Origin of the sequence: Leptospira andrefontaineae (assembly GCF_004770105.1) — a bacterium.
In the GTDB taxonomy this organism is placed as follows: domain Bacteria; phylum Spirochaetota; class Leptospiria; order Leptospirales; family Leptospiraceae; genus Leptospira_B; species Leptospira_B andrefontaineae.
Genome location: NZ_RQEY01000019.1, coordinates 513,648 through 528,963 on the forward strand (window position 1 = coordinate 513,648; position 15,316 = coordinate 528,963).

Annotated in this window: 12 protein-coding genes; 6 read left to right on the forward strand and 6 right to left on the reverse strand. The window is 39.5% G+C overall.

Features of this window, described 5'->3' with window-relative positions; translation table 11 throughout:
- Window positions 1-159: 159 nt before the first annotated feature.
- From EHO65_RS16435 to EHO65_RS16445, 3 genes are all read left to right on the forward strand, one after another.
- Window positions 160-3,345, forward strand: a complete 3,186-nt coding sequence (locus EHO65_RS16435; RefSeq protein WP_135775631.1) for a SpoIIE family protein phosphatase — start codon at window positions 160-162, stop codon at window positions 3,343-3,345.
- Complete coding sequence (locus EHO65_RS16440; RefSeq protein ID WP_135775632.1) at window positions 3,342-4,268, forward strand: M1 aminopeptidase family protein; 927 nt, start codon at window positions 3,342-3,344, stop codon at window positions 4,266-4,268. Before EHO65_RS16435 ends, EHO65_RS16440 begins: the two co-directional genes overlap by 4 nt.
- A gap of 181 nt (window positions 4,269-4,449) precedes the next feature.
- Entirely contained in the window at window positions 4,450-7,647 is a 3,198-nt protein-coding gene (locus tag EHO65_RS16445) for a SpoIIE family protein phosphatase (RefSeq protein WP_135775633.1), read from the forward strand.
- Between the two features lie 4 nt (window positions 7,648-7,651).
- Here the strand turns inward: EHO65_RS16445 and dcd are convergent, their stop codons facing one another.
- Window positions 7,652-8,182, reverse strand: a complete 531-nt coding sequence (dcd, locus tag EHO65_RS16450) for a dCTP deaminase (protein WP_086447556.1) — start codon at window positions 8,180-8,182, stop codon at window positions 7,652-7,654.
- Window positions 8,183-8,252: 70 nt separating this feature from the next.
- On the reverse strand, window positions 8,253-9,026 hold the full coding sequence (locus EHO65_RS16455; protein WP_135775634.1) for an enoyl-CoA hydratase/isomerase family protein: 774 nt from the start codon (window positions 9,024-9,026) through the stop codon (window positions 8,253-8,255).
- Between the two features lie 124 nt (window positions 9,027-9,150).
- Here EHO65_RS16455 and EHO65_RS16460 point away from each other — a divergent pair, with 124 nt between their 5' ends.
- The gene (locus tag EHO65_RS16460) at window positions 9,151-9,879 is read left to right on the forward strand and encodes an LIC10067 family putative lipoprotein (protein WP_135775635.1); all 729 of its coding nucleotides are present in this window, start codon (window positions 9,151-9,153) and stop codon (window positions 9,877-9,879) included.
- A 69-nt stretch (window positions 9,880-9,948) separates the two neighbouring features.
- Window positions 9,949-10,149, forward strand: a complete 201-nt coding sequence (locus EHO65_RS16465) for a hypothetical protein (protein WP_086447553.1) — start codon at window positions 9,949-9,951, stop codon at window positions 10,147-10,149.
- A gap of 81 nt (window positions 10,150-10,230) precedes the next feature.
- Here the strand turns inward: EHO65_RS16465 and EHO65_RS16470 are convergent, their stop codons facing one another.
- From EHO65_RS16470 to EHO65_RS16480, 3 genes are all read right to left on the reverse strand, one after another.
- Window positions 10,231-10,602, reverse strand: a complete 372-nt coding sequence (locus tag EHO65_RS16470) for a VOC family protein (RefSeq protein WP_008589759.1) — start codon at window positions 10,600-10,602, stop codon at window positions 10,231-10,233.
- 99 nt (window positions 10,603-10,701) lie between these two features.
- Window positions 10,702-11,847: a hypothetical protein gene (locus EHO65_RS16475; RefSeq protein ID WP_135775636.1), complete on the reverse strand. Its 1,146-nt coding sequence runs from the start codon at window positions 11,845-11,847 to the stop codon at window positions 10,702-10,704.
- Entirely contained in the window at window positions 11,847-13,451 is a 1,605-nt protein-coding gene (locus EHO65_RS16480; protein ID WP_135775637.1) for an NAD(P)-binding protein, read from the reverse strand. The genes EHO65_RS16475 and EHO65_RS16480 overlap by 1 nt, the downstream gene beginning before the upstream one ends.
- A 115-nt stretch (window positions 13,452-13,566) precedes the next feature.
- On the opposite strand from EHO65_RS16480, the gene EHO65_RS16485 reads away from it, so the two are divergent.
- Window positions 13,567-14,319 (forward strand): HAD family hydrolase, encoded by a 753-nt coding sequence (locus EHO65_RS16485; RefSeq protein WP_135775638.1) that lies wholly within the window; start codon window positions 13,567-13,569, stop codon window positions 14,317-14,319.
- Window positions 14,320-14,322: 3 nt separating this feature from the next.
- On the opposite strand, the gene EHO65_RS16490 is transcribed toward EHO65_RS16485, so the two are convergent.
- Entirely contained in the window at window positions 14,323-15,183 is an 861-nt protein-coding gene (locus EHO65_RS16490; protein ID WP_135775639.1) for a class I SAM-dependent methyltransferase, read from the reverse strand.
- Window positions 15,184-15,316: the final 133 nt, after the last annotated feature.

Here is a 15,316-nt window from a genome sequence, read left to right on the forward strand (position 1 = left end):
TTTTTCTATTGATTTTTCCCTTTTCAAAATGATAGTGAAGGCTTTAGCCGATTTTTTACCAGTTCGGAAGATGTATTTCGGAACCGGTAAACTAAAAATAAAAGATTCGGTTCGAAGTCAGTTTCGATCATCCGGGCATCCGAGTGCCTGCAGGAGTTTATGGGGTTAAATCCGATTTCTTGGGACCTAGTCCTTTTTAATTATTATTCATTTGGAAGTTTATTGGTCACTTTGACCACCATATTCCTCGGGATTTTCTTTCTTACCCTAAAGAATAGGACCATAGCTACCACTCAGCTTGGGATTGGTTTTATGCTATTAGGGATATTCGAGACAGGATACTTCTTAGCAGCATTTTTATATCATCCTATTGCGGCATACCATCGTTGGATGACCGGTGGATTCATTCTTTTTGCTCTAGCCCATTTCACCCAATTTTTACTTAGGTTTCCAGGGAATAGTAACCAACGTATAGCAAGATGGGTCTTGATTGTTGAGCACTCGGTTGCAGCGATCACTGTAAGCTTATTTATATACTTCACTTATATCTCGGAAAAGATCTATCACTTCACTGCACATCATTGGGATTTTAATGCGTTCGATGCCAGTCGTTATCTGGCATTAGTGATCGGGATATTCTCTATTGTAGGTTTTATTATCGTTCCTGCATGGAGAGTTGTGATCACAAAGGACAAGAGAAGGATCGCTCTTCTCATGTTCAATATTGGATTTTTGATCGCAGCGATCTATCCGAACATTTCGAACATTCTCAGCCGAGACGGAGTGATGGAACGTTCTACATACATGACTTCGAACGTGATCCTATTCTTGACTGCGTTTTCATTCTTAGTAATTGCATTTATCAATAATAGTGCGGAACGAACTACCTTTATGGTTAAGATCGTGGGGATCACACTCTTTACTATCTGCTTGATCATGCAGGCATTAGTTTATATCTCCAGCCAGGAAAAAGACGCAGAATATGATAGTTTGCGTATGGTGAATATCGAAAGAGCTCTGGAGAATGGTGTAAAATCCGGCGATATAGAGTACGCTTTCCATTGGGATGATTCCAAGGAAAGTTTGAATTCTTCCGAATATGATCCGAACAAGGAGTTAGACCTCAAGCAGATCGAGGCAGACTTACAAAACGTAACTATTTATGAAGAGATCCGTAATCTAAAGGAAGAAGGATTTAGAAAATCCTTAATCTCACTTTTGGATCGAACTCACACTTACTTCGGTGGTTATAAACGTTTTATCCAAAAATTATTGGAAGAAAAGAAAGACCTTTCCGATGCAGAACTCAAAAAACTGATCTTTGAAAGTGCAGAGCAATGGAACAAACGTGCTTTCGTTTCTACGAACCGACTCGAAGCGATTGTCGGAGGATCTTTCTGTAAAAAAGGAAGGGACTTCGTAAAAGCTTTAGGAGATTCAGAGTCTGGCTTTAAAGAAGAAATTTTCTCCCATTGGTCCGAAGACTGTCTTTGGGACGGAAAGGACTTAGACCAAGCAGAGATCCGTTCCGAAGTTTTAACATACTTCAGATATTTTAAACCAAGCGAGACACGTCACTACAGAAGAAGTAAGGATGGAACAGGGCATTATGTTGCCTTCATGAAATTCCAACCTGAGAAACAACAAATGAGTGAAGTTGGATTCTCCTACAGATTGTATAGAGAATTCATGCACCCAACTGCGGTGAAACAAACTGGGATCTTGTTAGCAGTGATCTTTATCGTTCTCGCGTTGTTTCCTCTTTTCTTCAAGAACAGTTTAGTAGATCCTTTGAATAGCCTTCTTTCCGGAGTGGAAAAGGTAAACAAAGGAGATCTGGACGTAGTGGTTCCAGTTAAGGTCAGAGATGAGATTGGATTCTTAGCGGACTCGTTCAACGCAATGGTGTCTTCTATCAAACAAGCCAGAAGAGAACTGCAAGATTATGCGGAAAACCTGGAAGAAAAAGTTCGCGAAAGAACTAGAGAAGTTCAGGAGAAGATGGAGGAAGTCCAACGCCTTAAAGTACAGCAGGACGGTGACTACTTCCTAACATCATTATTAGCGAAGCCACTTTTCTATAATGCGAACAAATCAAAATTGGTTTCTACTGATTTTATCATTCGCCAAAAGAAACAATTCGAATTCAGAGGAAAACATTCCGATCTGGGCGGGGATATCTGTGTTACAGGAAATCTTAGATTAGGACGTCCTGATTCCTTCAAACGTTATACAGTTTCCATGAATGGAGACGCAATGGGTAAATCCATGCAGGGTGCCGGGGGAGCATTGGTGATGGGAGTTGTTATGAACTCCATTCTTGCTCGTTCGGCTGCAAACAATAGGATCCTTGATGCAACTCCCGAACAATGGCTGACTGAAATTTATAATGAGATCCATGCAGTATTTAAATCATTTAACGGTTCGATGGTGATCTCAGCTTGTCTTTATTTGGTAGAAGATGAAACCGGAGTATGTTGGTACTTCAATGCGGAACACCCTTACTCGGTTCTGTATAGAGACGGAAAGGCAAGTTTTATCGAAGACGGACTGACTCTCAGAAAATTGGGCTTGGATTCGGAATTTGAATTTAAGGTCAGAAGTTTCCAACTCAAAAAAGGTGATATTATAATCCTTGGCTCGGACGGTCGGGACGATGTGGATCTAACTCCTGAAGAGACGATCCGAACAATTAACGAAGACGAGATGTTGTTTCTACGACATGTAGAAACTGCAAAAGCAAATCTGGAAGATATAGAAACCGAGATCCGTAAAACCGGAGAACTTACAGATGACCTTTCACTTCTTAAGATAGAGTTCCAAGGAGAACCGAAGAGCGATGAGATCGAAGAAATTTTCGAATCCTCCGATCATATTGATAAAGCATTAAATACGGATTCTGTTTATGAAGACGCTAAGAAGATGTACAAAACAGGGCGTTTGGACGAAGCATTAGAACTTCTGAAAACGGGTTATATGCACGATAGCGCTAACCAAAGGTTGAACAAACTTTTGGGGCTTCTCAGCTTTAAAGGTAAAGATTATAATACTGCTGTAGAAGTTTTGAACAATTATCTCGGAACTGATCCAGATCTTCACGAGTATTGGTTCTATCTTTCCATCGCAAACAAGAAGATGGGCAAGTATGACCAAGCCTTGGCTGCGAGTTTGAAACTTTTGGAAATCGATCCAAACAATATATCCAATACGATCAATCTATCCGACATATATCGTTTGATGGAAATGTATGATAGAGCGGAAGAATATGCTCGTAAAGTATTACAAAAAGAACCGGGGAACGAAAACGCTCATAAACTGATCCGTTTAATAGAGAGAGATCGTTGATCAACTTTTTTCTCTCTAAGTTCTCTTTATGGATGCGGATCGGAATTCTTTCCGCATTCTTTTTTTCTGTTTTTCCTATTCTTTCTCAAAATAAGAAGTCTTCAAAAACAAATGAGTCAAACTTCTCCTTTAGATTGAAAGGAGGAGATATTCGATTAGCAGTTCGAAATGAAACTGAGCTGAAAGAATGGGACAGATACGCTTTTGATAAGACAAAAAAGATCTTAGATGCGTACGAGTCTTATTTGGGGATTCCATTTCATCAGGCTTCTTCTCCCATATTCAAAACTCTTCCTTCTTCTGAAAAAGATAAGATAAGATTGGTTTTAAAAGACACAGTCTTTCTGAACGGAACCAGAGTGGGGGGATATAATAATGTATCCGGAGAATTGGGAAAAGAACTAGGTATATTTATGGAACTTGGGCTGGTGCCTCCCGGTTATCCTGCCTTACTTTTACATGAATTGGGTCATTATTATTTTACTGAACCGTCTTGGTTAAGCGAAGGGATTGTTTCTTATCTACCTTATCTTTTGTCCAAAAGAGGTTATTTGAAACTGGACGCTGATGAGCTCCAATCAGTAACGGAAGAATGGAGCCTGGCAGAAGCGATCCCTAAAAACGATCCTCCTCTCTCGAAAGATTTTCATCTATCCAATCCGGCTTTGGGACCTTGGTTTTACTCCAAGTCAGTCCGCACTCAGTTTATTATTCATAAAGAACTAGGTTACGAAGGTTATAAAGCGTTTCTGAAGCAGGTTGCTTCTTCCGAAATGCTGAACACAGAACTAGTTTTCAAGATTTTGAATAAGGTTCAAAGAAAAGATTGGAATAAGATCCTACAAGGTTGGGTGGAAGCTGGGCCTTACAGTGTTTATCCGCCTAACTCTTTTATGAAAATCCAAGACATAGAAAAACTTTAAGCTTGATTTTTATATTGCATTCGTTATACAAAATAGTGAATTCTAAACGAATTTCTTTTTTGATTTGATCTGATCGGTTCCGGCTTTAATATAATCCATTTATAAGAGATTATTCCCTTGGAATAATCTCTTGGAACCCGGCCAAAAGCTGGATTATAAGAGCTTGGTTCCTCTTGCTTGCATGGAAATTTCTTCAATCTTACAAAACGATGTTCTGCTGAACTATTATTCTTTCGGAAGTTTGCTATCTATTTTAGCTTTCTTATGTACTTCCTTATTCTTCCTCTTCTTGAAAGAAAAATCCTCTAGCACAATGCATCTCGCATTGGGGGCTTTATTTTTCTCCTTCTTCTGTTCCGGATATTTTTTCGCAGCATTCCTGTATAACCCTATCGCTGCTTACCATAGATGGTTGACCGTCGGATTTATTTTACCAGCGCTCATTCACTTGGGTCAATTTTTAGCACGTTATCCGGGACATGCGAATCCCAAAATGAACCGAAACCTAACTATCGGAATGTATACGGTTGCTGCGATCGGCATCTCCTATTTTTACTACGTCACTCTTAGTTCTCCTCGAAAATATCACTTCACTGCACATCACTGGGATTTTAACGCGGAGAAAGCTTCTTCTATCATTGCAGTATTGATTATATTATTCGTTCTGATTGCTTTCTTGATCCTGCCGATTTATAGGATGACCAAAACCAAGGGAAGAGTGCGATTTGCGATCGGCGGTTTTATGGCAGCTCTACTTGCAGGTGGTGTGGTTCCTGCTCTTACGAACATTCTCAGCCGAGATGGATGGATTGAACGTTCTACTTATTTGACCTCTATCGTTCTTTTGATGACCTTGGGGATCTTTTTGATCCTAGTAATCTTCTTAAACTTTAGCGAAGAAAAAACCACCTTTATGGTCAAGATTGTAGGGATCACTTTTGTGACATTGATGTTGATCATGCAAGCTTTGGTTTTCATCTCAAATCAGGACAAAGAGGCTGAATACGACACTAAAAGTATCGTGAACATGTCTAGAGCTCTCGAAGGTGGAAAGCAGATCCCTGAGATGTTGTATATTGTTCAGTGGGAAGGTGGGTCCAAGAATGTGGATTATTCTCGCTATGATAATCAATACGACTTGAGACTTCCACAATTAGAGATCGACTTTAAAAATACGATCATCTTCGAACATATGAAACTTTTGACGGAAGAAGGTTTTAGAAACTCCGTTAAAAAGACACTGAAAGATACTCATGAATATTTCAGCGGATATAGAGCTTCTATTCTGAAGTTTTTAGATGATAATCCGAATCTGGAAGGAAAAGAACTAAAAACAAAATTATTCGATCATCTGATTAGTTTAAATACCGCTGTTTTTGTAACTTCTAACAAACTAGATTATATTTTTCCGAAAGAATTCTGTGTAGATGGTAGAAATCATCTAAAAGGGGTTGTGAACAAAGGAGTTATTCCTTTCAAAGAACATCTTCTTCAAAAATGGAAAGAGAAGGATGGGACTTGCACCTTTGATGAAAAGGATCTGTTGATAGGGCATTTAAAAGCGGAAGTACTTTTATATTTCCGTCCATTCCAACCTGCATTGTATCGCCATTACAGAAAAAGTTTGGATGAGCACCAACATTTCGTAACTTATATTCATTATGATGTGAAGAAGGATGTTGTAAGCGAAGTAGGTTATTCTTACCGCAAGTATAGAGAATTCATGCACCCAACTGCTGCAAAACAAACTTTGATCTTGGGTTTGGTTTTGGTAGTGGTATTCTTCGTATTCCCTCTTTTCTTCCGACAAAGTTTAGTAACTCCGTTAAACAGGCTATTGTCCGGGGTTGAAAAAGTAAACTTAGGCGCCTTAGATGTTGAAGTAAAAGTAGACTTAAAAGATGAGATCGGATTTTTATCTGACTCATTTAATAGTATGGTGACTTCTATCCGAAAAGCTAGAGGAGAACTCCAAGATTACGCAGAACATCTGGCAACTAAGGTAAGAGAAAGAACCAGAGAACTTTCAGAAAAGATAGAAGAACTCCAACGCCTGAAGGTGCAACAAGACGGGGACTACTTCCTGACTTCTTTATTAGCAAAACCGCTTTTTTATAATGCGAATAAATCTCCTAAGGTCAGCACAGATTTTATTCTTCGCCAAAAGAAACAATTCGAGTTCAAAGGCAAACGTGCAGACTTAGGTGGGGACCTTTGTGTAACTGGAAATCTTCGTCTCGGAAAAGAGAACGACTATAAACGTTATACCTTCGCGATGAACGGAGACGCGATGGGCAAATCCATGCAAGGTGCAGGAGGCTCTCTCGTAATGGGGGTTGTCATCAACTCCATTCTTGCCAGATCCGCTGCAAACGATAGAGTATTGGACACAACTCCTTCCGAATTTTTAACAGAAATTTATAAAGAGATGCAGTCCGTTTTCAAATCATTCAACGGATCAATGGTGATCTCCGGAACATTCATCATCGTCGAAGATGAGACAGGTAAATTCTGGTATTTCAACGCAGAGCACCCATTCTCAGTAATGTACAGAGATGGAAGAGCAGGCTTCTTAGAAACAGGACTTACTCTTAGAAAGATCGGATTGGATTCAGAATATGAGTTCAAAGTCCATTCCGGAAGATTAGAACCTGGTGATGTATTGATCGTAGGTTCGGACGGTAAAGATGATTTGGATCTTACTCCTGAGAAAGAAGTTCGCACAATCAATGAAGATGAGATGCTTTTCTTACAAATGGTGGAGAAGGGCCAAGGTGACCTGGAAAAAATAGAAGAAGAAGTCCTCAAAGTCGGAGAATTGACTGACGACCTTTCCCTTCTTAGAGTGGAGTATTCTCCTGTTGCTTCTCCGGAAACAAACGGAAAAGAAGACGAGATCACTGATCCTTTCGATTGGAAGTTCATATATAAAAAAGCAAAAGAAGATTATATGGGTGGCCGTTTAAGTGAAGCTCTTGGCGCACTCGAAGGTCTATACAAATCGGATCCTCAAAATACAAAGGTGACTAAACTACTTGGGCTTCTCAGCTTTAAAGGTAAAAATTACGGAAAAGCAGTAGAAGTTCTGAATAAGTATTTGGGATCGGATCCAGACTTAGTAGAATACTGGTATTATCTTTCTTTGGCTAATCGTAGGATCGGAAGAATGGACGAGGCCATTTTGGCTGCAAAAAGAATGGAGGAACTCCAACCGGATAATTCCATGAATCTGATCAATCTTTCCGACTTATACCGTCAAACGGAACAATTTGAGTTAGCATTGGAATACGCTCATTTAGCTCTGGAGAAGGACCCAGAGGATGAGAACGCACAGAAATTAGTAAGATTGATCGAAAGAGATAGAAAAGCTTCTTTATAGAAGTTTAATATTTTCCGTTCTCAAAATCCTTATATAGCATAGAGGTTTGAATACCTTTATTGCCTTGGTATTTGCCTGATTTATATTCTGTGATCTCACCTTCGACTGTATGGTAGAAGATTTGGCAAATTTCTACATTTGGATAAATGATTAGGGGTTGGATGACTGAAATTTCAAGAGTCCAGAATCCTTTGAATCCTACATCTCCGAACCCTGCAGTCACATGCACATACATTCCTAATCTACCAATAGAAGAACGGCCTTCTAACATGGGGACCAGGTTATGAGTCTCGGTGTATTCTAAGGTTCTACCTAAATAAAGAACTCCAGGCTGTAAAAGTAATCCTGAGTCAGGGATGATGAGATTTTCGGAAGGATTGGATTTTTTCATATCCAATGGAGTTTCCGTATAACGAACTAATTCGTTATGAAGCCTTAGATTATAAGAGTTCGGATTTAATCTATTATCGGAGTAAGGATCAATGATGATGTCCTTCTCTAATCTTTTTTTAATTTCCTTACCCGTTAGAATCATTAGTATTCCAGCTTCCTTGTTTTGCCTATTTTCAGGTCGGCCTTGTGTCTCGCCTCCCTTTTTCGGAGTTCTATTTTCCTTTAAATTCCGGTTTTCTTTTTTCTCGGAAAGCCTTTAAGGCTTCTATCCTATCTTCCGTTTTTAAGGTTTTATTATAATGTTTCCTTTCTATCTTTAAGGCTGTTTGTATATCTTTACCTTCTCCTTCTCTGATCGCTTCTTTAGCGAGTCTTAAAGAGATAGGGGCCTTTTCGGAAAGTAAGGAGGCTAATTTTTTTCCAGCCATAAATGCTGAGTCATGCCATACCGAATTCGCAAGTTGGATATCCAATGCGGTTTGCGCATCTATCACAGAAGCAGTTAAAATAAGTTCTAATGCTTTTGTTTTTCCCACTCTACGTGGAAGTCTTTGGGTTCCACCTGCACCCGGAATAATACCAAGTCCTGTTTCAGTAAGGCCTACTTTTGCTTCTGCACTCATCAGAATAAAATCGCAACAGAGGGCCATTTCTAATCCGCCACCGTAAGCATCTCCATCCAAGGCAGCTATTGTTGGAAAAGGAAGATTTTCTAAAGCAAGGAAACATTTCCCAACTTGGTCCAGAAATTTATGAACTTCTCTCTCGGACATATCCGCTCTTTCTTTCAGATCTGCTCCAGCACAGAATACGGCCCCTTCTCCCCTGAGTACTAGGGCACGAATTTTCGGATCTTTGCCTGCCCTATCTATATGGGACATAAGCTGATTGAGCAATTCTTTAGAAATTGCGTTTCGTTTTTCGGGTCGATTTAAACTGATTATGCACGTATAATCTTCGATAGAATAAAGAACAGTCTCGCTCATGTTTGCCTTCTAAAAAATCTTTCCTGGATGGGATGATTCTTTCCGATAATTGGGTAGATTCTGCGGTTTTTTAAAAACGGCAAGCAAAAGCGTTACGTATTAACGGTTCTAGGTTAAAGAAAAAATGCGATTTCAGACTCAGATCTTAGCTATTATTTTATCTCTATCTATCTTTGGATTTAGTTGCTCTTCGAGCAAAGATTCGGACCTTGCCGCTCAGTTAGGTTTGGGAAATCCGGTAATCACGGAAATTGATCCTCCTAGTGGATCTCCTCCGATAGGATCCAATGCAGGGACAACGGTCACAATAAAGGGTCGTTTATTCTCTGCTGATACTAGCTTAACAACGGTTAAATTTAATGGGGTATCTGCAAGTGTTCTGAGTGCTACTAGTACAGAGATCGTTACAGTAGTTCCTGCAGGAGCTTCTACCGGAACATTGTTTGTGACTAAAGACGGACCGGTTATTTGTGATGAGAATAATGGGAGCACAGCGACTAACTGTTATGGCAGTAAATTTTACATAGATTGTTATAAGTCCTTTGATAGTCTATATGGCGAAGAGTTGGGAGTATCTTATCCTGATTCCAAAACTTTTGCGATTACTGGCCAAACTGGAACTAAAGCCCTTAGAATCGACCTGAACCCAGAGGGGCCTACCAATGTTAAGATTGCTTGTGATACTTATCTGATCTATTCTAAGTTCTCTAAGACCTGCGGCCGCACGGATGTAGGAACTTTTAGCGATACTAACACCTGGGTCTTTGAGCCTACTTTGACCTTCTCCAGTTATTACACAGTCCAGATGTTTGTTACTGCCGGAAAAGGTGATTGTACGGTATCTTTTCCTTAATCTTTAGGGTAAAAAAATACTTGGTTTATTATTCGATTTGGATTAGGATCGGAATGGAGGGATTACTGAATGTCAACAATAACCTCTATATATCTCGGACTCGCTGAAAAGGCCTCTTCCGATCCACGTAAAATGCCAAAGGTGGAAGGAATTCCGAATAAGCCTTATGAAAATAAGCAGGCTGAAACCTTTGATCAAAAAGCAATGAATCCTAGTTATGCGGGCGATATTTATAAAACTAAGGGAGCATTTGTAGACAAGATCTCCTAACTTCTTTTGGCCCGATTGTCTAAACCCAATAAAAAAGCCCTCGATTGAGGGCTTTTCTTTATCAGAGCCAAAATTCAGATCTTAATCTTCTTTGTAATTGATCTCTAAAATATTACCGGACGGATCCAAGAAATGAAGGAATTCTCCTCCGTCTCTGGCTTCTGGTCCTCTTACAATCTGAACTGACTTAGACTCGAGTTCTACGATCGCTTCGGTAAAATCATCCACATCCAATACGAAACTGAGGACAGGGGATTTAACTTCGGTTAAAGAACTTTTAACTCCGTTGGTATTGAGGAGTTTAATGTTCACAGAATCCAAACCGATGATTGCGAATTCGTTTCCTTTTTCCTCGATCGTCTCGAAATCAAATAGTTCGGAATAGAATTTTACAGAGGCTTCTATATCCCCGGTAGGTATTACAATATAATCGATTCCTTCTACGATGATCATTGAGGTAGATCCTGTTTTCCTTTTTCGTCATTATGAGAAGAAAACCGGGCTTGTCTATCGGAAAACCGGAGGATACTCGTTTTTCAAGTCAGATGGGCTTTATGAGCCTAAATTCCGGAGGCCAATAAAGCCTTCCAACTCTGAGTTGTTTTTTCCTCCCTTCCAAAGGAACCCATCTAAGATATAATGAGTGAATTGGGGAAGAAAGAAGATAGGCACTAAGATCCCCTCAAGGCCCAGTCCTAGTTCTGCTTTTATTACGGAAGAGTTTCCGAATAGATACGGATGTTCCCTCCATACAAAACTATCCCAAAGCCATTCTTCAGAGAAAGCAAATGCCAATAATATGAAGGAAAAGCTTAGAATAGCCAAAGCAGCGTTACGAAAGCTATTATAGAAAAAGGAAGAAAGCTGTTTCTTTCTAAAATTAGAATATGCGAATACCAAGGCCATATAAGGAATTCCATGGTTGATCACATTAGTGAGAGTAAACGCAAAATCATCGTTTAATAATACGATTCCCACATACCAAACAGAAGCAGTGTTTAATAAAAGTAGAAGTTTTCCAGCACTGATCCTTCTTCCTTTAAGAAGAAGATAGACTTGACTCAAAGAGTATACTATGACCCAAACCCAAAATAGTATATGAATGAAGTTTGAAAGAGACTGATTTGGATATTGATAAAAATCACCTTCCATAAACCATTCGAAATGCCTTCCACCAGGGACCAGATGCCAATACAAAACGGGCAAACCGGTTACCATATAAAGACAGATCTTATCTAATAGAAACGGGATCTTGTTTTCAGTTTTAGGTTCCGTTCTCGCATACAAACTTAAGAAGCCGTATTGTTGTCTTAGAAAATGAAATACAGCAAGATATGCCATTGCTCCCCAGAAGAATAATTTTCCGAAAGAGTAAAGTATCAAAGCTGCGATAAAACATAGGAATGGAACTAAACTTAAAAGAACTTTTTTTCGATTCCAGACTTCTTTATCGAAGTAGGCTCTAAACAAAGTAGAATACACATGCGAAACATCTATACCAGGAATAAGAAGTAACCAAAGCCAAGGAGGCAATGCATTACCACTTGTTCTGGAAGAACCAACGGGAGAAGGTTCCGGAAATCCTAAATAACTCGCAAGTAATACTACTATCACTGAAATCAATCCGGGCGTAATAAACCAGCTTAGATCGAAACTTTTAGAAATGATCCAAGGACTGAGCCGGTTCTTCTCTTCCATCAACTTCTCTTGGAGGACATTTGGACTTTTTTAGAAGCTTCGAATCCTCTATATAAAGCTTCTTCAAAAATGGAAATCCCACTTAGATCGCAGTGAGCGAAATGGATTCCTGATTCAGATTTTGCGAGCTTTTCTCTTTCTCCTCCCCAAAGAAAGCCGGGAATGGGACGGATCATCGCATGTGCATGAGTCATGATATCGATCCGAGAAACCAAACTTTCTATATTTTGATGAGGTTTTTTTAGATCGGAAAGTATCTCTTCCTTCCAATCGTCCCAGGTTTTAGGAAGAATGGACCTTCTCGAGGCAAGAGTATCCTTTTCTCCAAAGGCAAGATAGTAAGTGAGAACAGATTGTGGTCTAAGTGCCCTTAGATCTTGGTGTGTGGATACAACGTAACCTAGAGATTTACTTTTATAAATTACATTCTCCCAGGCAGGTGGGTGGCCTTTTCCTTGAGGAAGTTCGTCTACGAATAGATTTGCAACCAACCAAGGAGAATATTCCAATTTCTGCAAGAATGCGTCCTTCTCTCCCAAAATATATTTTCGAATGAAAGAAGGTAATGCAAAGATCACTTGTTCCGCTTTAATGAGCAGATCTTTTTTCTCTTTTACATCGTAAGCATTGATTTCCCAGGTTCCAGAATTTTTACGAATTCTTTCTACAAGAGTAGAAGTTCTAATCTTATCTTTAGAAGGTTTTTGTAGGAGTTCCAACAGGAATCCGTTTCCTTCGGGCCAAGTCAGAACCGGAGGAGAATCTTCATCTTCTCTTAATCTAGAACAGAAATAATGTAGTCCTGCCCAGGCGGAGATATTGTCGGAATTCCCACCATAATCATCTCGAGTGCAATAGTCAGCGTACCATAAGATCTCTTGCGATTGTATTCCTAACGATTTCAGGTATTCTGAAAAAGTGATCCGATCTAATTTTAAAATTTCAGGATCTCTGGAAGAACGATCTATAGGAATGCAAAATGCTTTTTGTCCGTCTCTTCCCCTTTTGTTTTGCCATGAGTTTATAATTTTACGAAATAATAATTCTTGAGCATCAGGTTCGCCATTTCTTCTAGGAACTAGACCTGCTTGCCATCTTCCTTGGTAAAAAAGTCTTTCTTCCGGATCGAAACAAAGATACTTCTCTGGATAGATTGGATTTCCGCTCGAGTCTTTGCCTTGGACGAGCCCATTCTCTTCTAAAAATTTACGGACTAATACTGACTCAGGTCCCGGTTGTGGAAGATAATGAGCACCCCAAGGATATTTTAAGGAATTGGTTTCCGAGTATCTGGAATTGCCTCCCACATCCTTCTCCAGATCTAAGATCAAATAATCTGAGATCCCGAATTGGGATAGATAGTATCCGGAAGAAAGTCCTGAGATCCCTCCTCCAGCTATGAGCACTTTTGTTTGGATCGTATTTGTAGTCGAAAAATTTGTTCTTACTTGTCTGAGTCTATGACCGGTCTCTTTGTCTGGACCGAGGATACTTCCTTGGATCTTTCTTTTTCTGAATCTGAAATAAGAACCAATCCCTAAAAGGGCAGCGCAGAATGCTAATGCGGAAAGGAATACTTTTCTGGAAAAACGATCTTCGGACATAAACGAACGGATTGCAGATTAGTTTTGAGGGAAGAAGAAGCAAGGAAAAAGAAATTTCCTGAGCATTTTCCAAAACTCTCCTTGGCTTTCCGATCGGTCCGGGAATTTTAGAGTTATGGCAGTTCTTTTAGATTTGGATAATACGGTCTTCGATTCTATAGGGATCTATGAGTTTACGATCCTTGAAATGGAAAAGAAGGCAAAGACCTTTGGTTTTTCCTCTTCCAAAGAATTTAAAAAGGTTTACGACGCAGTTCGGGCAGAAGTTAAAAAGGAACTTCCGAACAATCCAGTCAATCGACTGCGCATTCTTTATTTTAAGAAGATGTCCGAACTTCTTTTTGGAAAATTGGATCCTTCTTTTGTTTTAAAATTGGATTCTGCTTATTTTGGGTTTTTTCTGCAAGGAATCAAGGATTGGAAAAAGAAAAATTCTACAGAGTTTAAAAAGATACTGTCTTTGCTTAGAGCTCTGCAAGAAGTCCAAGATTTGGTCATTATAACAAATGAATCCCTCAGAACTCAATTATTGAAATTATCCGTTCTATTTCCAAAAGACATCCAATACAAGTTGGTCACTTCTGAAGAAAGCGGAGCAGAAAAACCTTCTGCTTTGATCTTTAATAAGGCTTTAACAGATGCAGACCCTAAACAGTCCTATATTATAGGCGATTCTTTGAAAGACGATATAGGTGGAGGACTTGCCTTCGGATTAGAGGCTTTTTATTTAAAAAGCCCTATCTCTTCTGCCCAAACGAAATCGGTTTTGGAAAAGAAAAGTTTAGAAGGAAAAGAATATTGGGAATCTCCAGATCTATCTTCTGCTTTAAACTATATCTTAAGTTTAGAAAAAGGAATCGTACTTTAGCTATTACTTTTTCTTAAGCAAAGCAAACAAGGTTAGATTTAAATTTACCTTTTTGAATGTTAAATACCAAAGCATTAAGGTTCCGTAATAGAATACCTTTTTTAAGAAGACTCCTAGTTTCGCCTTGGGACCGGAAACTCCTGATACGGAAGCAATCGGTTTTAGGATAGAAAATTCCACCGATGAGAATCCGCATTGTTCTGCTAGAAGTCCTAAGGTCTTTTCAGTATAATCGTTAATATGATCTTTTGCTTCTAGGTAATGCCCGCCTTCTTGCATACCTTTCAATGCCACTTTCAAATTTGCTTTGAATAACTGGACAGGGAAATTAGGAGTTTGAACAAATAAGAATCCGCCAGGTTTTAAGAGCCCGAACAGATATTGGATGAGGCTATGTGGTTTAGGGATATGTTCTATCACATCCCAAAGTGTTATAATATCAAAACTTTCCTTTGGAAGTCCGCTGTCCTGAACAATTCCTGGGAATACTTGCTTAAGACCGTTCTTTTCTCTAGCGAATTTAACTGCTTTTTCGGAGATCTCGTATCCCACGGCTTCCCAACCTGGCCTTGTAGTCCCGATTGTTTTTACGAAGAAGCCGAGTCCGCAACCTACGTCCAAAATTTTTCCTTTAGGAGCCGAGAGAAATTTCCCAATGAAGTCATTATAGATGTCTCTATGAGCCACATCCCACCAGTCTAAATCATAACCGGTTTCGTCGTCCCAGTATCCCTCGTAATGCTCGTCTTGTTCGTAAGTAGAGAATGCGTGGCTGCAATTTAAACAACGCACGATTGGGATTCCGTTTTCGACGAATAAGGTTTTGTTTTTCTGGCTTCCGCAAAGATAACAGGTCTGGTTCAAAAGGGAGGTTCCGTTGGAGTGATAGTTTATTCTTTGGCTCCACCCTCTAAATTCCAGTAAAAAACCAAACTTCTCCCGGGCTTTTTGGATTTTCCGGAGAAGGTCCTATTGGAAGCATGGAAACAACCTCTCA